Origin of the sequence: Hyphomonas beringensis (assembly GCF_000682755.1) — a bacterium.
Taxonomy (GTDB): Bacteria; Pseudomonadota; Alphaproteobacteria; order Caulobacterales; family Hyphomonadaceae; genus Hyphomonas; species Hyphomonas beringensis.
Map to the genome: position 1 here is coordinate 54981 of NZ_AWFF01000054.1, position 19310 is coordinate 74290.

General features: G+C 51.3%; 19 protein-coding genes. 13 read left to right on the forward strand and 6 right to left on the reverse strand.

Features of this window, described 5'->3' with window-relative positions; genetic code table 11:
• Window positions 1–50: 50 nt before the first annotated feature.
• Entirely contained in the window at window positions 51–413 is a 363-nt protein-coding gene (locus HY29_RS13135) for a hypothetical protein (RefSeq protein WP_034797678.1), read from the reverse strand.
• Window positions 413–1645, reverse strand: a complete 1233-nt coding sequence (locus HY29_RS13140) for a class I SAM-dependent methyltransferase (RefSeq protein WP_034797680.1) — start codon at window positions 1643–1645, stop codon at window positions 413–415. Before HY29_RS13140 ends, HY29_RS13135 begins: the two co-directional genes overlap by 1 nt.
• Window positions 1646–1765: 120 nt before the next feature.
• On the opposite strand from HY29_RS13140, the gene HY29_RS13145 reads away from it, so the two are divergent.
• From HY29_RS13145 to HY29_RS13185, 9 genes are all read left to right on the forward strand, one after another.
• The gene (locus HY29_RS13145; protein WP_034797682.1) at window positions 1766–2080 is read left to right on the forward strand and encodes an REDY-like protein HapK; all 315 of its coding nucleotides are present in this window, start codon (window positions 1766–1768) and stop codon (window positions 2078–2080) included.
• A gap of 9 nt (window positions 2081–2089) precedes the next feature.
• A complete protein-coding gene (locus tag HY29_RS13150) occupies window positions 2090–2929 on the forward strand; it encodes an SDR family NAD(P)-dependent oxidoreductase (protein WP_034797684.1) in 840 nt (279 codons plus the stop codon).
• Window positions 2930–2990: 61 nt separating this feature from the next.
• Window positions 2991–3890, forward strand: coding sequence for a polysaccharide deacetylase family protein (locus tag HY29_RS13155; RefSeq protein ID WP_034797686.1), 900 nt, complete (start codon window positions 2991–2993; stop codon window positions 3888–3890).
• 131 nt (window positions 3891–4021) lie between these two features.
• Window positions 4022–4831 (forward strand): HpcH/HpaI aldolase/citrate lyase family protein, encoded by an 810-nt coding sequence (locus tag HY29_RS13160; protein WP_034797799.1) that lies wholly within the window; start codon window positions 4022–4024, stop codon window positions 4829–4831.
• Between the two features lie 18 nt (window positions 4832–4849).
• Window positions 4850–5371, forward strand: a complete 522-nt coding sequence (locus HY29_RS13165; protein ID WP_034797688.1) for a MaoC family dehydratase — start codon at window positions 4850–4852, stop codon at window positions 5369–5371.
• Window positions 5372–5380: 9 nt separating this feature from the next.
• The gene (locus HY29_RS13170) at window positions 5381–6565 is read left to right on the forward strand and encodes an acyl-CoA dehydrogenase family protein (RefSeq protein WP_034797689.1); all 1185 of its coding nucleotides are present in this window, start codon (window positions 5381–5383) and stop codon (window positions 6563–6565) included.
• Window positions 6565–7704 (forward strand): CaiB/BaiF CoA transferase family protein, encoded by a 1140-nt coding sequence (locus tag HY29_RS13175; RefSeq protein WP_034797691.1) that lies wholly within the window; start codon window positions 6565–6567, stop codon window positions 7702–7704. Before HY29_RS13170 ends, HY29_RS13175 begins: the two co-directional genes overlap by 1 nt.
• Window positions 7701–8867, forward strand: coding sequence for a CaiB/BaiF CoA transferase family protein (locus HY29_RS13180; protein WP_034797693.1), 1167 nt, complete (start codon window positions 7701–7703; stop codon window positions 8865–8867). Before HY29_RS13175 ends, HY29_RS13180 begins: the two co-directional genes overlap by 4 nt.
• Entirely contained in the window at window positions 8867–9304 is a 438-nt protein-coding gene (locus HY29_RS13185; protein ID WP_034797695.1) for a hypothetical protein, read from the forward strand. Before HY29_RS13180 ends, HY29_RS13185 begins: the two co-directional genes overlap by 1 nt.
• On the opposite strand, the gene HY29_RS13190 is transcribed toward HY29_RS13185, so the two are convergent.
• Entirely contained in the window at window positions 9301–10017 is a 717-nt protein-coding gene (locus tag HY29_RS13190; RefSeq protein WP_051601506.1) for a GntR family transcriptional regulator, read from the reverse strand. The genes HY29_RS13185 and HY29_RS13190 overlap by 4 nt on opposite strands.
• A gap of 181 nt (window positions 10018–10198) precedes the next feature.
• Between HY29_RS13190 and HY29_RS13195 the strand changes: the two genes are divergently transcribed.
• Genes HY29_RS13195 through HY29_RS13210 form a run of 4 tightly spaced genes read left to right on the forward strand, consistent with a single transcriptional unit; the run spans window position 10199 to window position 15508 of the window.
• Window positions 10199–11506 carry an MmgE/PrpD family protein gene (locus HY29_RS13195; RefSeq protein ID WP_034797697.1) on the forward strand — a complete coding sequence of 436 codons (1308 nt, stop codon included), beginning with the start codon at window positions 10199–10201 and terminating at the stop codon, window positions 11504–11506.
• Window positions 11506–12882, forward strand: coding sequence for an MmgE/PrpD family protein (locus tag HY29_RS13200; protein ID WP_034797699.1), 1377 nt, complete (start codon window positions 11506–11508; stop codon window positions 12880–12882). The genes HY29_RS13195 and HY29_RS13200 overlap by 1 nt, the downstream gene beginning before the upstream one ends.
• 2 nt (window positions 12883–12884) lie before the next feature.
• On the forward strand, window positions 12885–14273 hold the full coding sequence (locus HY29_RS13205; RefSeq protein ID WP_034797700.1) for a phenylacetate--CoA ligase family protein: 1389 nt from the start codon (window positions 12885–12887) through the stop codon (window positions 14271–14273).
• On the forward strand, window positions 14270–15508 hold the full coding sequence (locus HY29_RS13210) for an amidase (RefSeq protein WP_241765207.1): 1239 nt from the start codon (window positions 14270–14272) through the stop codon (window positions 15506–15508). Before HY29_RS13205 ends, HY29_RS13210 begins: the two co-directional genes overlap by 4 nt.
• On the opposite strand, the gene HY29_RS13215 is transcribed toward HY29_RS13210, so the two are convergent.
• Genes HY29_RS13215 through HY29_RS13225 form a run of 3 tightly spaced genes read right to left on the reverse strand, consistent with a single transcriptional unit; the run spans window position 15501 to window position 19303 of the window.
• The gene (locus HY29_RS13215) at window positions 15501–16286 is read right to left on the reverse strand and encodes an enoyl-CoA hydratase/isomerase family protein (RefSeq protein WP_051601507.1); all 786 of its coding nucleotides are present in this window, start codon (window positions 16284–16286) and stop codon (window positions 15501–15503) included. The two genes, HY29_RS13210 and HY29_RS13215, sit on opposite strands and share 8 nt — an antisense overlap.
• The gene (locus HY29_RS13220) at window positions 16283–17704 is read right to left on the reverse strand and encodes an aldehyde dehydrogenase family protein (protein WP_034797703.1); all 1422 of its coding nucleotides are present in this window, start codon (window positions 17702–17704) and stop codon (window positions 16283–16285) included. The genes HY29_RS13215 and HY29_RS13220 overlap by 4 nt, the downstream gene beginning before the upstream one ends.
• 6 nt (window positions 17705–17710) lie before the next feature.
• Window positions 17711–19303, reverse strand: coding sequence for an FAD-binding oxidoreductase (locus HY29_RS13225; protein WP_051601508.1), 1593 nt, complete (start codon window positions 19301–19303; stop codon window positions 17711–17713).
• Window positions 19304–19310: the final 7 nt, after the last annotated feature.

Consider the following 19310-nt stretch of genomic DNA (forward strand, 5'->3'; position numbering starts at 1 on the left):
TAATTATTAGGCGCCTCTTTCAGTCTTTTGCTTCTAGAAGCAGACTAACATCATGCTCGTTCTGCGAGTTCGTCGGCGACCTCTTCAGACTCAGCTTCGTCACCGGTTTCAATGGCTTCGCCTTCCTGTTGGATAATGCGAAACACCCGAGCTAGATATTCCTGGGTCCACAGGCCACGTTCATCTGCTTCAGTGCGGCTGGCGCGGAAACTCTCGATCGCTGCCTTTGTCACAGGCTCCCCCCGTTCCAGAAGGCGTTCGATCGTGTCCATACGTTCTCTCGTTACAGCCAATTCTTGCGTAAGAACCAGTACAATATTTGTAAGGCGTTCGACATCCGGGTTGTCCATGAAGTATGGACGCTTGCCTTTGGCTTTAGCGCCGGCGAGTTTTATGGGATCTATATTGCTCATTATGCACTCTTTCTTGCGCCGACAACGTGCCATGCGGCTTTGCGTCCAAAGTCTTCGCTGTCGTCGTCAGCTGCGTCCGGGAAGACATCTTTGTCTACAATTGCGGCAACACCGCCGTGGATGAGCTCGTCCTGCTTGAAGCCTGCGCGGATCATCCAGTCGTCGAGATCCACTTCATGCATTTTTGTCCAGAATGGTTCATTGTTATAGAATGCATCCCAGTCACGCATGGCTTGCTCAAACAAGGACATGCTGCTGTCATATTGCGGCTGTTCAACATGCAGAACAATCCCGTCATTTTTCAGTACACGGAAAGATTCGCTGAAGATGTGCGGCATGGTCTTGTAACTGGTTTCGTGCAGGAACATTGTTGACTGAACCCAGTCAAAGCTTTCGTCATCGAAACTGCTCAGATCTGCGGCATCGCCTTGAATGAATTTGACATTTTCAATGCCCATGGATTTGGCGCGGGCCAGTCCATAGCGCAGCATGGGGGCGCCCACATCAATCCCGATAACTTCTGCCTCCGGGAAGGCTTCTGCCAGCGGAAGTACGTTATGACCGAGTCCGCAGCCTATATCCAGAATGCGCTTAGGCTTGAAATCTTCACCGAGGTTTTTGCGGACCCACTCTGCAACGGCTTTGCCGCCGCCATCATTATACAGCCCCAACATGCCCCCTGTCGTTGCAAACAGACCGATGTCATAATTTGCCGGGCCAGTGATATCGCCTTCAACCAGCTCAGTATGGTAGCTGCCAGGCATGCAGTGATGGTCAATCGCCTCCACACCCCTAGGAAGAGGCAGCTTACTATCCAGCAACAGGCGAGGGTCTGAATTTGTGAGATCGGCGGCTTTCGTATTCAGTTCGTCAGCCTGACGCAAAACGACCCAGCGACCTGCCTGCTGGCGGGATTCCATCGTGGCGCGGCGTAGGGCAGACCACCATTGCCAAATTGGATCTTTCGCGAGCGCTTTGCGTACTTCATGACGCGAAGCGAAAGGCTTGCCCTCAGTCTTGATGCGCTCAGGCTCAATGCGAGCTTCATATGCCTTCCCGATAAAGGGCATGACTTGTGTGGAAAGATGGCGGTTCATCTGTGCAAGGAAATTGAAGCGTGCAGATTCATCATGGCTGACATTGGGGTACATGCCATGCTGTCCGGCAACGCGGTAGTCAGGGGGGCCCTCATATTGGGGCTTTCTTTCTTGAGTATACTGAGTGTCAGCCATTACCGATCCTTTCCTCGAAGATGATTACCCCAAACTGAGAGATATTCTTATAGGGGGCTTTCATTGAGATTTAAATGATATACCATTGTTTGGCCTTATCCAGTAGGGGAGATTACCTAAATGGCGCAAAAAATAGTCGTATTGTTCAATTTGAAGCCTGATTGTTCGGTGAAAGAATATGAGGCGTGGGCAAAGTCCAAGGATATTCCTACTGTGAATGGGCTCGGGTCTGTGGATCAATTTGAGGTCTATAGATCTGCGGGACTTATAGGTTCCGACCAAGCGCCTCCTTATAAGTATATTGAGATAATCGATGTGAATGACATGGAAGGTTTTGGTGGAGAGGTGAGTACCGAAGCCATGCAAGCGATTGCGGCGGAATTTCAGGCCATGACATCCGACCTGTTCTTCATTCTCACAGAAAAGCTGGGCTAGGAGGCTGCTATGGAAAAGCGCCTTAGAGGCAAAGTCGCGGTAATTACTGGCTCTGGTCGACGCGGAGGTTTAGGCGAAGCCATTGCGCGAAGGCTGGCAAATGACGGCGCCGAAATCGTCTTGTCAGACCTGGGGGCACCACGTGATACGGCAACAACAGCTGATCATATTGGCCTCAACGAGGAGATGGAGAGCATTGCGGAAGACCTGCGTGGTCTGGGAGCCACTGTCTCGTGCAAGACGTGTGATGTTCGAAGCCTTGAGGAAGTTCGCGCTTTGGCCGCTCATGCGGCAAGCACGCATGGCGGACTCGACATCTGGGTAAACAATGCCGGTATTGGCTACATTATGAAGCCATTGCTGGATGTTACGGAATCGGACTGGCGTGCCGTTATCGACGTAAATCTCACCGGAGCCTTTTTTGGTATCAAGGCGGCGGCGGAGCACATGGTCAAACAGGGCAGAGGCGGCCGGATTATCAATATTGCCTCCCAAGCGGCAAAGTCAGGCTTTCCGCATGCGCAGGCCTATACAAGCTCCAAGCATGGTTTGGTCGGACTGGTCAGGTCGGCAGCTATTGAGCTTGGCGCCCATGCCGTAACGGTTAATAATGTTTGCCCTAATCACGTTACAACCGGATTGGGTGCATGGCAGAACGAGTATTTTGCCAAAGTGACCGGGGCTTCATCCGTACAGGACTATATGGAGGCCATGGCCAAACGTATTCCTTTGGGGCGTCCTGGTTTGCCTGAAGACACGGCAAATGCTGTCTCGTGGCTATGCTCTGAAGAAGCTGCATACATCACCGCTGAAAGCATGAATGTCTCAGGAGGCGAGGAGCCCCACTGACGGCTCTCGAGCGAGACATACGTAACAACGCGCCCAGTATGGCGAGTAAGGATAAACCAAAATGAATTTGCCAAGTGATCCTGCACCAAAGGATTTTGCGTGGCCTGGCGGCAAGAAGCTTGCCTTGTCGATTGTCGTCAATGTTGAGGAAGGCGCGGAGCGCCGGATTGATGAGGGCGACAAGCGTCCTGAGCCAGTGGATGAACTCGGTGCTGTGCCTGGAAAACCTATACGTGTGCACGGGAACGAAACCAATTATCAGTATGGAATCAACCAGGGTGCCCCTCGCATATTGCGAATTCTCGATAAGGCAAAAATGCCTGCCACATGGACCGTTTGCGGTCAGGCGCTCGAAAAAGCACCGTGGCTTGCCAAGGCGATTACTGCGCGTGGGGATGAGCCCTGCAATCATGGCTACAAGTGGAACTTCACCACTTTCATGACGCCTGAGGAAGAGCGGGATTTCATTAAACGCGGCACAGAATCTATTGAGAAGACGACGGGCCGCCGACCGTCAGGCTGGCTGTCACGTTATCTCCATTCGGATATTACCCGCCGGATCATTATTGAGCAGGGGTATTCGTATCACATGGATGACTACTCTGATGATTTCCCGTATTGGGCGCTCACAGAGATGGAAGACGGTAGTCAGAAGCCAATCGTTATTCTGCCTTATGCGATAGACACAAATGATATGAAGTTCTGGATTGCGCCATCTTTCACGCCTGAGATGTGGCTGGACTATGCAAAGCGTACGTTCGATTTCCTGAGAGAGGAATCGAAAGGCCAGGGGGCTCGAATGATGAGCCTGGGGTTGCACCTTCGGATTATTGGTCGGCCAGGTCGAATTGATGCTTTCCGGGCTTTCCTGGACTATGTTGCGACGTTTGAGGATGTCTGGGTTGCCAAGCGCGAGGACATCGCAAAACATTTCGCCGAGAATGTGCCCGCTCCTAACTAAGTGGTTGCTGGATAGCTAAAAACTTAAAAAGGGCGCAGGTGACTGCGCCTTTTTTGTTGAATTGAGAGAAATGCGTTTGACCCAAATGATATAACCATACTAATTTGTCCGGACAAACTTTGGAGAATGAAGTGACCGCCATATTCAGATCCCTTCTTTTCGTACCTGGAGCGAGACCGGACCGTTTCGACAAAGCTGTCGCCACAGGTGCTGATACAATCATCATCGATTTGGAAGATGCTGTGCTGCCTGAGCAAAAGTCGACTGCGCGGGAAGCTGCACTCGAATGGCTGGCCAATGCACCCTCTTCGACACGAGCCGGTCTCCGGATCAACTCGCCTCGTACCGCAGATGGGTGTGCGGACATTGCCGAGCTTGTGGTGTCTGGCGTTACGCCTGACTTCATAATGGTGCCGAAAGCCGAAACAGGCACGGACATAGAAATCGTAAGCGAAGCGCTTGGTAGCAAAAAGCTCATGGCTGTTATCGAAAGTGGCAGAGGCCTTTCACATGCCATGGACATAGCGACTAAGAGCACCATGGGGGTGCTTTTTGGCGGCGCTGATTTCTCTGCGAGTCTTGGGGCAGATTTGTCTGATCCCTCTGCCATGAATTACGCGAGAGGTGTCATCGCCAGTGCTTGTGGATCTGCAGGCGTGCCAGCCTATGATGTTCCATTCCTGGATGTTGCCGATGAGGACGGCCTGCGTGATACGACAAGCCGGGTCAAGGCTTTTGGTTTTTCGGGGCGCGCATGCATTCATCCAAAGCAAGTAGAGGTTGTGAAAACAGTCTTCACGCCAACTGAACAAGAAGTCGCTGAGGCTGAAGCCATCATCGAAGCATTGAAGGCTTCGCAAGGTGGGGCTGTGCTCCACCGAGGCAAGCTTGTTGACCGCCCCATTATTCTAGCTGCGCAACGCGTACTGGCCAGTGCCTGACATAAACGGAGACAAAATATGGTTCAAAATATAAAAGAGGTTGGCCCCAACCGATACCGCGAAACCTTTGGCCGCTATTTCGAAGATTTTTCTGAAGGCGATATTTACGAGCATCGTCCTGGTAAAACGGTGCTGGATTACGACAATCATCTCTTCACTCTGCTGACGCTGAATACTCACCCGATGCATTTTGATACCGAGTTTGCCAAGGCGAGCGAATTTGAGCGAAATCTCGTTGTTAGTCCTTACACGCTCGCGCTTTTGATCGGTATGAGTGTTACGGATTGCAGTCAGAAGGCGGTTGCTAATCTGGGTATGGACGAAGTCAAATTCACAGCCCCTGTGTTTGCGGGCGATACCATTTACGGCGAAAGTGAAGTCCTCGGGAAACGTGAAAGCAAGTCCCGTCCAGGCCAGGGGATCGTCACTATCGTAACTCGCGGTTTCAATCAGGACGGCAAGATGGTCTGCACATTCAAGCGGAACATGCTCATCCCTTCGCGCGGAAACGCCGTCGAAGACAAAGTTGGAAATTATTGAGGTCCCGACATGACAGATAATCTGAGTGAAGATGATCGCCTGATTCTAGATGCCATCGGGAAGTGGCTCAATCAAAAAGTCAAACCAGTTGCGATGCGGTTGGAGCATGACGACGAATACCCTCATGACCTTGTAGAGGACATGAAGGAACTTGGCCTTTTTGGGGCGATCATTGATGAGGAATACGGCGGTTTGGGCCTATCGGCTTCAACCTATTCAAGGGTTGTCACGCTCATCGCGGAAGAGTGGATGAGCCTGAGCGGGATCTTCAACTCCCATCTCATGATGGCAACGATTGTCCAGAAGTTCGGAACCCAACGGCAAAAAGAATATTGGCTGCCAAAGTTCGCTACTGGCGAAATCCGCGGTGGGCTTGCCCTAACAGAGCCTAATGCCGGTACAGATCTTCAAGCCATTACGACGCGTGCAAAAAGGGTCGGCGACAAATATGTCGTCGAAGGCGCCAAGACGTGGATATCCAACGCGATTCAAGGCAATTGTGTTGCCCTTCTGGTCAAGACTGACCCTAGCGCAGAACCGCGCTATCAGGGAATGTCTATGCTGATTACGCAAACGAAAACAGCGCCTGATACGGATGACCATCTGCCTGGTGTCAGAAACGGAAAGAAGCTCGAAAAGCTGGGGTACAAGGGCATCGACTCCGGCGAACTCATTTATAATGATTATGAGTGCAGCGCAGACCTCAGCCTTGTGGGCGGTGAAGAAGGCAAGGGCTTCTACATGGCGACAGGCGGGCTGGAAATTGGCCGTATCAATGTTGCTGCGCGTTCCGTTGGTATTGCCAAACGTGCCTTGAGGGAATCTGTTGCCTATGCGCAGTCACGGAAAACGATGGGAAAACCCATTTCCGAGCATCAGGCCATTCAACTGAAACTCGGCGAGATGGCCGCTAAAACAAGGGCTGCTGAGTTGCTCGTGGAAGATGCTGCGCGGCTTTTTGATCTTGGTCAACGTGTAGACATGGAAGCGGGAATGGCGAAGTATTTTGCTTCCGAGGCTGCGCTGTATTGTGCCACTGAAGCAATGCGCATCCATGGTGGCTACGGTTACTCAAAGGAATATCCCATCGAACGGCTATTCCGTGACGCGCCACTCATGTGCATTGGGGAAGGTACGAATGAAATGCAACGCATCATCATCGCCAAACAACTCGTGAAGCGGAATCCCGTCTAATGGCTTTACCCCTTAAAGGCGTTCGTATCCTTTCAGTTGAACAGTATGGTGCGGGTCCATATGGCACAATGCTGCTCGCTGATCTTGGTGCTGAAGTTATCAAGATTGAAGATAAAGCCCGCGGGGGCGATGTTTCGCGCTCGGTGGGCCCCTTCACCATCGGAGAGGGTGATAGCCAGTTCTTTCAGACATTTTCGAAAGGAAAGAAGTCTGTGTGTCTGGATTTGAAGTCTGAAGATGGAAGAGCGGCCCTTCACAAGCTTGTCGCAACTGCCGATGCGGTTGCGAATAATTTACGTGGTGATCAGCCTGAAAAGCTGGGGCTGACATATGAAGCGCTAAAGCAGACGAACAAAAAAATCGTTTGCGCGCACCTGTCTGCATATGGCCGTGGCACGGAGCGTGCGGCCTGGCCAGGCTATGATTATCTCATGCAGGCAGAAGCAGGCTTCATGATGATGACAGGGGAGCCTGATGGCCCTCCGGTCCGCTCCGGCCTTTCAATGGTCGATTTCCATACAGGCAGCCATCTCGCGACATCGCTGCTGGCGGGTATAATCGGTGTGATGCGTACGGGAGAGGGGTGTGATGTAGATGTTTGTCTGTTCGATACGGCGCTGCATCAGACATCTTATCCGGCTACCTGGTACTTGAACGAAGCGCACAAAACAGAGCGCCTTACGCGTGGGGCGCATCCCTCAATAGCGCCCTCACAATTATTCAAGACAAAGGACGGCTGGGGGCTGCTGATGTGTCAGACTCCGAAGTTCTGGAATGTCTTTTGCGCCATAACTGGCGATGAAGTTCTGACTTCGGACACCAGGTTCGCGACTGTCCATGCGCGTCGTGAAAACATTGAGGCACTGACAAAACGAATTGATGAAATTCTGTCGGAACGCACAACAGCTGAGTGGATGGAAATACTGGGTGGAAAGGTGCCATTCGCGCCTGTACTGGATCTCGCGGGCGCGCTTGATAGTCCCTATGCAGAGGCAATCGGAATGATCGAAACGGTTGAGCATCCAAGTATGGCGAACGGGCTTAGGACGCTTGCGTCTCCGTTTCGTGTGAACGGTGAACGTGCAAGATCCAGCCGCGCGCCCATGATGGGCGAGCATAATGATGAGTTGCTGAAGTGAAGTTAGACGGACTGAAAGTTATCGATTTGTCCGCGTTTTTGCCCGGACCGCACATGACCATGACCATGGCTGATCATGGGGCTGACGTGATAATGGTTGAGCCCGCAAATGGTTTGGGTGAGCCAGTGCGCGATATTGGGGAGAAGACGCCGGATGGCGTGTCTGTCTGGTTTCGCAACGTGGCTCGCGGGAAACGAAGCCTGAAGCTCAATCTAAAGGACCCGGATGGGCTCGCCGTGCTGCATGCGCTCGCGCGTGAGGCAGATGTTTTCGTGGAGGCATTCCGGCCAGGTGTCGTAAAACGGCTCTGCGTTGATTATGAAACTTTGTCTCGCATCAATCCGCGTCTTGTTTACTGTTCAATTTCCGCATTTGGGCAAGATGCTTCGCTGGCGCAGAAGCCAGCGCATGATGTGTCAGTTCAGGGGTTTGCGGGTTTGGTTGATCTCAATAGGGGCCAGGATAATCTGCCCGCCATGCCACATATTCCTTTTGCTGATGCAGCAGCCTCACTCACGGCGCTGTCGGCAGTATTGATGGCACTTTATCGCCGCGAGAAAACAAATGCGGGTGAGTATATTGACCTTTCCATGTTTGATGCTGCGATTGCTTGGACTCCCAATGTACTTGGGCCAACTTTTGCCGAAGGTCGCGCACCCTCCCCAAAGGATATGCGAAGCTTTGGTGGCAGTGCCATGTACAATCTCTACCGTACTTCCGATGACGAATATATTATTCTGGGTGGTAGTGAAGTGAAGTTTGCCGCAAATCTTCTCGCTGCCTTGCAAAGGGAAGATCTGCTGTCATACGCGAAACTACCGCCAGGGCCTGCTCAGGCTCCTTTGCGGGACTTCTTCAGGGATACCTTTTCGGGTAGCACTTTGGCATACTGGAAAGAGTTTCTCGCCGATGTGGATTGTTGCTGGAGTTGGGTGAGAAGCCTGATGGAGGCATTCGATGATCCGTTCACAGGGGAGCGGGGTATGGTGTGTACGGATGCGAATGGTAACCGCCATATAGGGCCGCCTATAAAGTTCAGGTTCGAGCCGGCTGAGCTTCGGCCTGTTACTCCAGAGTATGGTCAGCATTCTGAGCAAATAGTACAGAGTCTTGGCTTTACCGTGGAGCAGGTTTCGAGCTTGAAGGCCAAAGGAACGATCTAATGCAAGATATGTTTCAGGCGACGCGCGCTCATCAAGGCATATGGGAGGGGACATACACACATCTCGATCTTGCAGCGCAAATTGTGGATGCGCATAAGTCTCGGGTGGTCTGTGAATTTCCCGAGAGTGGTGACGTTTTCTATAGGCAGCACATCTTCTTCGAGTGGGATGACGGACATACAAGAGAAGATTCTTTTGAAGGCATCATAAGGGGGGATCGGATTTGGTATGATACGCCCACTTTTTCAGGGAGTAGCTGGGAGACCCATGATGGGTTACTTCTGTTAAACCTGCAGAGAAAGGACGAACCGGGCGCCCACTTCTTTGAAATCATCGCCATGGGGGCTACTGGACGGCAGCGCGCTCGAACCTGGCATTGGTTTCGCGATGGTTCGCTTTTCCGGCGAACACTCTGTGATGAGAAGCGTGTAGATTAAGATCGGGTACGATCTAACTGAAATTCATATACAAATCGGCCGGCTGGATGCAGGCTGTGAGAGTAGAGGATGACGCGTCCTGATGCGTCATGATACGTTCGCGTCGTAGCAAGGGCAGGGGAGCCTTTTTCTACTTTCAGCTTTTTTGCCTCGGTATTTCTTAGGGCGACGGCTTCCATACGCTGGGTAACTTTGTTGACGACAACAGAGTGTGTTCGCTCAATCCATTCCGATATTGACGTATCCAGTGCTTTTACTGTTGCAGCATCAGGGGCTAGTTTTGCGAGTGCAAAGATGACCGTGAGAGCAAGCGGGGGCGAGGCGGCTTGCCTTCTCAGGCCATCATAGCGGTAATATGACCCTTTCAGGCCTATATCTGCGATTTCCTTGCTAGTGGCAGGGCGGTTGGTGTCCAGTTCAAAATGCGCGTCGCGGGCATACTTAAGAATGGATTCGAAGTCGCCAATTGGTTGGGCAAAAGCTGGCGCGTTGATTTCTGCAACAATGGTGCCTGCCCCCCGGCGCCGAGCAATCAGGCCGTCTTCGGAGAGCAAGCGGAGGGCCTCGCGAGCTGTGTGCCTTGAGATGTCGTGAATCTCACAGAGCTCAAGTTCGGTATGAAGCTGATCTCCGGGCTTTAGCCGCCCTGACAAGATGTCATTCTTCAATTGTTTGGCAAGTATGCGGTAACGCGGGATTGATTGTTCGCTCATAATTTTGGCTCCGGTCCTTGCTGGCTGAAGTATAGCATTTCTTTAAGTCGCAAAACCAAAACGATTTTTCTGATGTACAAAAAACATCCAGTAAAGAACCCTTTGCGAACAATTCCACAAACGCTGAGGTCAGTTTCAAATAGTGGCTTTTCTTATGCTGTCAAAATGCTAAACAGAGAATATGTCCGGACAAATGACCTCCCCTTTGTTGATTGAATCTCTGGCGGCTTTGCTTCTGAGAGATGTAGATGAGGCGACAACGGCAAGAGCAAGTTGCCATCTGGTCGATTGGATTGGATGTGCCGCAGCTGGCAGAAATGAGACTGCGGGCAGTATTGTGCGAAGTGTGGAGTTCCCGGGCGCGTCAGGCCTAGCTTTTCGCTGGGGCGCGTTCGGCAATATTCTTGAGATGGATGATGTCGATAAAAGGGCTATTCTCCATCCTGGGCCCACAATTATACCTGCCGCTCTTGCTCTTTGTGCAGATCAACCTAAACTTCTGCCTAAACTATTTGAGGCGATTGTCATTGGGTATGAAGCCACCATACGCTTGGGCCGTGCGACAGGTCCTGCCCATTATGGCATGTGGCACACGACCGGGACGTGTGGCGCCATCGGTGCAGCGGCTGCATGCTCTCGTTTGCTGGGTTTGGATGATTTGAAGACGGCACATGCCCTTTCTCTTGCGATGAGCCAGGCTGCCGGCCTGTGGCAAACTCGCCACGAGCCGCAAAGCATGGGCAAGCAGTTGCATACATCTCATGCTGCAAGAGCTGGGCTTGATGCAGCGAGATTGGCAGCCTCTGGATTCAAGGGACCTTTGTCCGTGCTTGAAGGGGAGCAAGGCTTCTTTGCCGCTTGTGCCCCGGATGGAGACCCGTCTGTTATCCTGAAATCCTACGATGTGGATTGGCTCATTCATCAGGTCAGCTTCAAGCCATGGCCTGCCTGCCGTCACGCTCATGCTGCAATAGACGCGGCGCTAGCTATTTATGAAAGTGGTTTCGATCTCGAGAAAGTAGATGAAATCAGGATCACGACTTATCCAGATGCGATTAAATTTTGCGACAAGCCAAACCCTGCCTCTACGATAGAAGCAAAATTCTCCCTGCATCATAGTGTTAGCGTTGTGCTTGCCAAGGGGAAACCGGAAATTCAGGATTTTGACTCAACCGCGATTCAGAATCCGGATTTTAAAAGATACCGGGATAAAGTTTCTGTTGTTTCTGGTGACCCTTTTGAATCCGACTATCCGCAGCGTTATGGTGCAGGAATTCAATTGTTTTCTCAAGGTAGTATGGTCGCCAGTGCTGAGGCTGCTGACGCGCTAGGTGATCCAGAAAATCCACTGAGCCCACAAGAAATTGACGAGAAGTCATGTGTACTGATGGTGCATGCTGGGATCACTTTGGAAAATGCTCGTCAGATAGTTCAGCTTGCCGGTAGCCCAGTGCCTGAACTTCTCACGAACTTGCTGGAGATGCTGTAATGGCCAGCAATATCGACCTAATTGTAAAACATGGCCTTCATACACAGTTTGGGGACATACCAGTAGACGTAGTTGAAAAGGTGAAAACCTTTCTACTGGACAGCTTTGGTGTAGGTATTGCCGGAGCAAGCGCATCAATCACCTCAATAGTCAGGAGCTGCGTCGGCGGGTGGGGTGTAGGTTATGATGCTCATACCTGGGGGCGCGGCGCGAGCTTGCAGAGTGCTGCGAATGCCGCCTTCGTGAATGCATTTCAAATACACTGCCAGGAATATGACTGTGTACACGAGCCAGCTGTAGTCCATCCGATGGCAGTGATATTGGCTGCCGTCATGGCTGAGATCGAGGCTTCGAAAAAATCAGTAAACGGTAAAGACCTTATAGTGGCAATTGTTATTGCTGTTGACCTTGCCGCAGGGTTGGGAGTTGCTGTTTCCAGCCCTATTCGATTTTTTCGGCCGGCCAATGCTGGCCTGTTTGGTGCGGTGCTGGCAATTTCCAGGCTGAGATCCTTCTCTCCTATCGAGACTAAAAGCGCGCTTGGGCATGCCTTGGCGTTCTGTTCAGGTACAATGCAGGCACATGTAGAAGGGCTTCCCTCTTTGGCTTTGCAAGTCGCCAATGGTGCACGCAGTGCCGTAATGGCAGCAGACTTGGCATCGGCAGGCATTCAGGGGGCGCAAGACAGCCTTGACGGACCATATGGATATCTGACCCTTTTTGAAGAAGAGGCCGATCTTGGTCCGGTAGTCCAAACATTCCAGAAAGTGTGGCGCATTGCCGAGGTCAGCCATAAACCCTTCCCAACAGGGCGTGCTGCGCATGGCGGCATAGTCTTGATTCAAAAGCTGATGCAACAAGGTGTGACAGCGGAGAATCTTGAAACTCTCAAACTTGTCGCGCCCCCCATTATACACCGCCTTGTTGGCCGCCCTATACAGAATGATATGAGTGTCAGCTATGCGCGTCTATGCTTCCAGTATCTAGGTGCTGTGACTCTGAAGAAGGGCAAGGTTGGGCTTGATGATTATAGCCGCCCCGCATTGTCTGACGCAGAAACCTTCGCACTTGCCAAACGCATATCGGTGATAGACGACGGGACACCTAACCCGGCGGCTTTCACTCCTCAAGTCGCAGAGGCTGTCCTGACGGACGGTCAACTGATCAACGCGGACATATCGTCTCTTTATGGCTCACCTGCCTCTCCCTTGGATAGACAAGCCTGTCTTCTGAAGTTCAAGACCTGTTTGAAGTTCGGCATTGGGGAAGAAACAGCAGAAAGTGTGGCTGCAAAGCTGATTGAGCGGATCAGCAATCTCGAAACCGTAAAAGATACTTCACAACTCTCTCGCCTCGCGGCTGGAAAGGATATTTAATCATGAAACATAACATGTACCACGAGGCTATAAACTGGGATCAGCTCCGTACAGAGCACCCAATTGGCGATGACTTCGTAAAGTTTGGCAAGAAAAGTCGAGATGAGATCAGAGCACACCAAGATAAACTCTTTGTACGGTGTGTTGAGCGTGCCTGGCAGATCCCATTCTATCAGCGACTCTGGGGAAACGCAGGTATCGAGCCAGGGGATATCAGAGGATTGGACACACTTTCCGAACTGCCTATGTTTGACAAGTCCGACATCATGGCATCGATTGATGCAAATCCTCCTTTTGGTGATTTCGGTGGTCTGGAAGGGACGGGCAGTGGCCGGCCTCCTGTCATTATGCACACGACTTCTGGAACAACTGGGAATCCGCAGGTTCTGCTCTTTGGGGCAAAATCGCGTGAGGTTCAAAATCTGATGCTTGGGCGCTTGTATCAATTTCAAGGGCTCCGACCTGATGACATCGTCCACTCAGTTTATGGCCATGGCATGATCAATGGCGGGCACTATGTACGTGAAGCGGTAACTCATTGGACGAATGCCATTTTCATGTCTGCGGGCACTGGTGTTGAAACACGATCTGCACGACAGGTTGAACTTATGCGTGATTTTGGAGCCACTGTCATTGTAGGCTTCGCTGATTATATAAAGAAGCTGGCAAAAGTCGCCATTGAACAGGGCATCGATCCGGTAAAGGATCTTAATATCCGCATGATATCCGGCCATTTGGGAAGGGAAGACAAAGAAACCCTATCGCAATCATGGGGGGGCGTTGATTGCTATGATTGGTATGGAGTTGGGGATACAGGCATCATTGCCGGAGAAGGTCCGGATAGAGACGGTCTTTATGTAATGGAAGATGGGCAGTTTGTCGAAGTTTGTGACATCGACACAGGAAAGCCTGTTGCTGATGGAGAAGCTGGCGACATTGTCTGCACATGTATCCACAAGGATGATGTATACCCTATTATCCGTTTCAACACGCATGATGTTACTAAGGTCGTAACGGGTAAATCATCCATAGATATGAATTTCACGCGTATAGAAGGGTTCCTTGGGCGTTCTGACAACATGGTAAAAATACGCGGGATCAATATCTTTCCGCAAGCTATGGGGCCGTTGCTTGAGGCTGACTCCAGCTTTGCCGGTGACTTTATCTGTAAAGCGGTTCGAGATGAGCAAGGGCGAGATGAATTCATTGTCTGCGCGGAGGTCAATGGCCCAAGAGATCTGGAAACGGTCACTCGGTTCAAGGAAATACTGAAAAAGACTATTGGGATCGATTGTGGAGTGGAGCTTAACGCACCGGGCGAATTGGCTCCGCTGACACAGACAGAGATTCGTCAAAAACCCATCCGCCTGCTTGATGAGCGATTCAAGTGAGCCGCGAGCGCACTTATAGAGACAGGATTGAGCAATACAATCCTGGGATCAATGCTTTTCTAGATCTGTCGGAGTGTTCTGACGGTGATGGGCTTTGCTACGGCGTAAAGTCGAACATAGCAGTACAGGGGTTACCGTGGACGGCAGGCATTGGCGCATATGAAAAGCGTGTTGCGCAAAAGGACGCGACAGTCATAAGCCGTATACGTGCGAATGGCGGAGTAATTCTTGGCACCCTAAACATGCACGAAGGTGCCTTGGGCGCCACAACGGATAATGAGTTCTATGGCCGAACGTATAATCCCTGGCGCGAAGGATTTACTCCAGGCGGCTCATCTGGCGGATCAGGTTCTGCCGTTTCTGCTGGACTCTGCGATATCGCTTTGGGGTCTGACACAATGGGAAGTGTGCGTATCCCCGCTGCGTATTGTGGAGTGCAGGGGCATAAGCCTAGTACAGGGATAGTTCCGAACGATGGTGTGGTTTACTTGTCTCATACATTGGATCATGTAGGTCCGCTCGCGCGATCGGTCGAATTTCTATGGCAATCCATGCATGTTCTGGCTGATTGGGGCGATCCAACCGCTTTGTCATCCATGAATCTTTCCGGAGTGCGGATTGGAGTTTGGACAGGCAATAGCGACGTAGAGATGACTGCTGCAGTCAGAGCAGGGGTCGACGAAGCAATTAGAAAGCTTAAGGCTGCGGGCGCTATACTTATTGAAGGTATTACGCCCCCGTCTTACTATTATGGAAAGTCGCGTCGGGCCGGTTTGTTGATAAGTGAAGTCGAAGCGATGAGTGTTCATTCCGACCAGATTGCCAAATACCCTGATGGGTTCAGTCGAGACTTCAAAAAACTTTTAAGCTGGGGGGCAGCGAGACCAACTGCTGAGCTTGAATGGGCCTATGAACACCTTCGTAATGTCAGGTCCGGCGCCAACAGCCTTTTCAATGACGTTGAGTTCGTTATTTCCCCTACAGCACCGCAGCAGGCATTTGCATTTGGTGCGAGCGTCCCCGCAAATCAAGCCGACTTTACTGCGTGGGCGGACTTTGCCGCACTTCCTGCAACGGCAGTTTATGCCGGACTGAGTGCAGAGAATGGCTTGCCGCTTTCCCTTCAGGTCATGGCGGCGGAGTCTAGGGATTGTGACACTCTGCAATTAGCCGCTGCCCTGGAGGAACTTTTCGGACCTCCTGCCAGTCCACCTGGGTATGAGTTCACTAGCTGAAAGTGAACTTCGCTGGACGCTTTTCAAGAAATGCCTGGAAGCCCTCTGTGAAGTCCTCACCTGCGAAACCATCCAGAAAAAGTTTTTGGGCTTGAGGACTATTGTTCGTCCACCCCTCTGACAAGCCATCAAAGACTTGTTTCGTCGCGCGAGTTGACCATTGAGATAGGGCACCAATAGTCTCGGCCATCTGGTGTGCGGCAGAGAGGCTGCTTCCCTTGGGGACAAGTCGATTGATCAGTCCCATTTGGAGAGCTTCATTGCTATCAATTAAACGGCCTGTGAGCAGCATGTCCTTTGCATTTGGTAGCCCTACGGTTTCTGAGAGCCGTCTTGTGTCGCCTACAGAATAAGCAAGTCCAAGTTTCCCGGGCGTTATCGCAAACTTTGCGCTTTGGTCGGCAATTCTGAGATCCGCGGCCAGTGCGAGGCTGACCCCGCCCCCCACACAGGCGCCCTCAATCGCAGCGAGGACGGGCTTGGGACACTTCGTAATGCTCTCAATTGCGTCAGCAATTATCTTGCTAGAATGAACAGCTTTTTCGGGCGTCGCATATATGGTCTCGAATTCAGAGATATCGGCACCAGCTGCAAATGCGCCAGCAGAACCACCATGTATGATAATTACTTTGGTGGTTTGATTCTGTACGGCTTCGTCAATCATGCCCGGTATGGACTGCCACATATCCGTAGAGAGCGCATTCCTCTTTTCCGGCTTGTTGAGGACAAGCTCAGCAATCTCATCATCCATGACCAGGCGTATTGCATTTGATCTCATAGTTTTTCCTCGGAAAATGCCGATATTGGCGTAGGCGTTCCCGTATTTGCGATGAGGGCTTTAGAGCGCAAGAACCGTTCCATGCTTACGAGACCCATTCGACTTCCGCCGAGGCCTGAATCTTTGAAAGATGTCTTTTCCGCTTCATGAAAAACTGACGTCAGCGCCGCATCATTAAGTGAGATGGCGCCGGCTTGCAGTTCCATACCAACGGCCTCGGATTCTTCCAGGCTTCCAGAGAAGACAGAAGCAGATAAGCCAAAATCACTGTCATTCGCTAAAGCGATGGCTTCTTCTGTAGTGCTGAATTTCATGACGGGGAGGATCGGTCCGAAAGTCTCTTCTGTCATTACACGCATGTTATGTGTTACACCGCTGAGTACCGTTGGCTGCATCCATAAGCCCCCGCCGATGTTTCGTATTTCACCACCGATCAGAACTGCCGCACCTTTGTCCACAGCATCCCGGATGTGACTCTCAAGAAGCTTGGCTTGCTTCTCAAAAATGATGGGGCCAAGCTCTCCAGTAGAGATATCATCGGCATTCAGGCGAACAGTTTTTGCCTTCTGGACCAGTCGCTGCAGAAATGCCTCGTATATGCTCTCTGCGACATAAATGCGCTCGATCGACTGACATGCCTGGCCCGTTGAAAGAACGCTGCCTCTTAAAGCGGCATCTGTTGAAAGCTCGATATCAGAAGATGCCAGAACTATCATGGGATCTTTTCCGCCAAGCTCAAGGAAGGCTGGAATTAATCGACTGGCGGCATGGAGAGCGACTTTTTTCCCTGTTTCTACTGACCCTGTAAAGCAGATGGCATCAACGCAATTGATGAGAGCTTTACCGGTTTCTCCATCACCAGTCACGAAGCCAAGAATATCTGACAGACCGGCTTCTTTAACCGCCTCTGCAAGAGGAGAAACAAAGCGCGGTGTAATCTCGCTAGGTTTTATCAGTACGCTGCAGCCTGCCAAAAGGGCTGGGATTGTATCAATCATGGATAAGACAAGCGGAAAATTCCACGGACTAATCACGCCGACAAGCTGATATGGAACTTTTTGAGACCGGTACTTTAGTGCAGGATTACTTTTCCCCTTAGTCCAGGCTTGCTCCTGTGCTGTATTGGGCTGTGCCGTCCATGTTTCAAGGGATGCTATAACACCCTCAACTTCCATGCGAGCGATACGGCGTCTGCCAGTATCGAGCTCCAGCGCAGCAGAAATTGAATCCAGGTTTCGGTGAAGAGTTGTTGCCAATCTCTTCAGTCGAATGACACGTTCTTCAATACCGTACTTGTGCCAGTCGTCCTGATGCTGACGTAATCTATAAGAAATGTCAAAAACATCCGGCTGGCTGAATGCCTCTACTTCATAGTCATTCCGGCCTGTTCTCGGATTGCGAACAGAAACTTTTGGCATCAGACCTCACCCTAGTCCTGCGGAGCCAGGGTTCAGGGTGAAGTTGCCATCGACAGCAGCTTTCACGCGGGCCAGTAATTCTGCTGTGCCTTCTTCACGAGTTTCTGCATACGGATATGTACGGCCGATCTGGAAGTGAGCTGCGCCATGGGACTTAAATATATCTAAAACACGCTGGCGGGCAGAAATAACCATTTCGGTAGCTTCTGGGTTCGGCTCGAAAGACTTGATTTTGGATAGGACGCTTGATTCGACGGTTTGTCTGTGAATCTCGTAAAGTTCTTCGGGCCAAATAAATACTGGCTCAATCAGAAAACCTGTCGTTCCAAGAGACGTGAGCAGATAGCCGGTGAGAATGTCGTACTTTTCAAATTCTACATTTAGACTTTCGAACAAGGCGTCTATTTCTGCAATGCAGGCCGCCCCTTCAGAGACGGGTACGATGCCATGAATTGGCACCCAGCGTTCGCCAGATGGTCCCAGAATTGTATTCAGGGGACCAAATGGATTTGCCCGAATGATTTTGGGGATTGAGTTTTCAATCTGTTTTCCGCCATGGGACTCACAAATTTTGTTCAGGATAGAGATTTCTTCTTTCACGCCTACCTGAGAGCGCCCTTCTACCGTGTAATGAAGCGTGTAAGCTGCATCTGCCATAAAGCCACGACCGGCCATCGCAACCTTCGCGCCTTCTTTCAGGGCTTTCAGGAAACTGCCTTGCTTCTTCATGACATTTGTAAGTGTTTTCGCGTCTGACAACATTGAAGCGCGAGCCATCCGAACGCGTGTGAGGTTCGGGTCGAAGCCGAAGATCTCGGCTGCGATATCCTCGCGCATGAGGTCGGCCATGGCCTTGGCGCAATCATCCCGGGATTCAAATTCGTAGCTAGACCAGTCTTCTGTTTTCGGAGCAGGGATGAGCCGAAGAGTAATCTCTGCCTTTATGCCCATTGTGCCGGCATCCCCGCAAAAAATCCCTGTCAGGTCGGGGCCAAAGTGACGCCAGAAAGGTTTGGCACCTTTCGTGCCTGACGTTCCTGTCTTCACAACAGTGCCGTCGGCAAGCACTACCGTAACGCAGAGGACGCTATCGCCTGTCGTGCCGTATTTGCCCGCGCCAAAGAAAGCATTGTTCTGGGACAGACCGCCGCCAATTGTGGATGTCAGGCCTGAAAGTGGGCCCCAGAAGGGAACGCGCAGGTTTTTCGCGGACACCGCAGAATGAAGCTCGCTCCAAGTACAGCCAGCTTCCACTGTCACATACATGTCCTCGGAATTCACCTCAATGACCCGGTCCATTTTGCTCATGTCAAGCATGACAATGCCCTCGCGGTCGGGCGTATATCCTTTTGTGTATGACATACCGGCGCCGCGCGCATTAAGCTTTATACCGCGATCGTGTGCAGCCTGCACAATCTTGACAAGATGATCGAGAGAGCGAGGAGCTGCGATTAATTCAGCAGTATTTCCTTTCGCCCAAATGTCCTGGCTCATCAGTTCGCGTTCTTTTAGGTCATCGCGGATGGCATCTGGGCCAAGAGCTTGCACAAGTATGGATTTCAATTGATCCAATGCGTCTTTGTCGGTCTGGTCGAGCATAATTGTA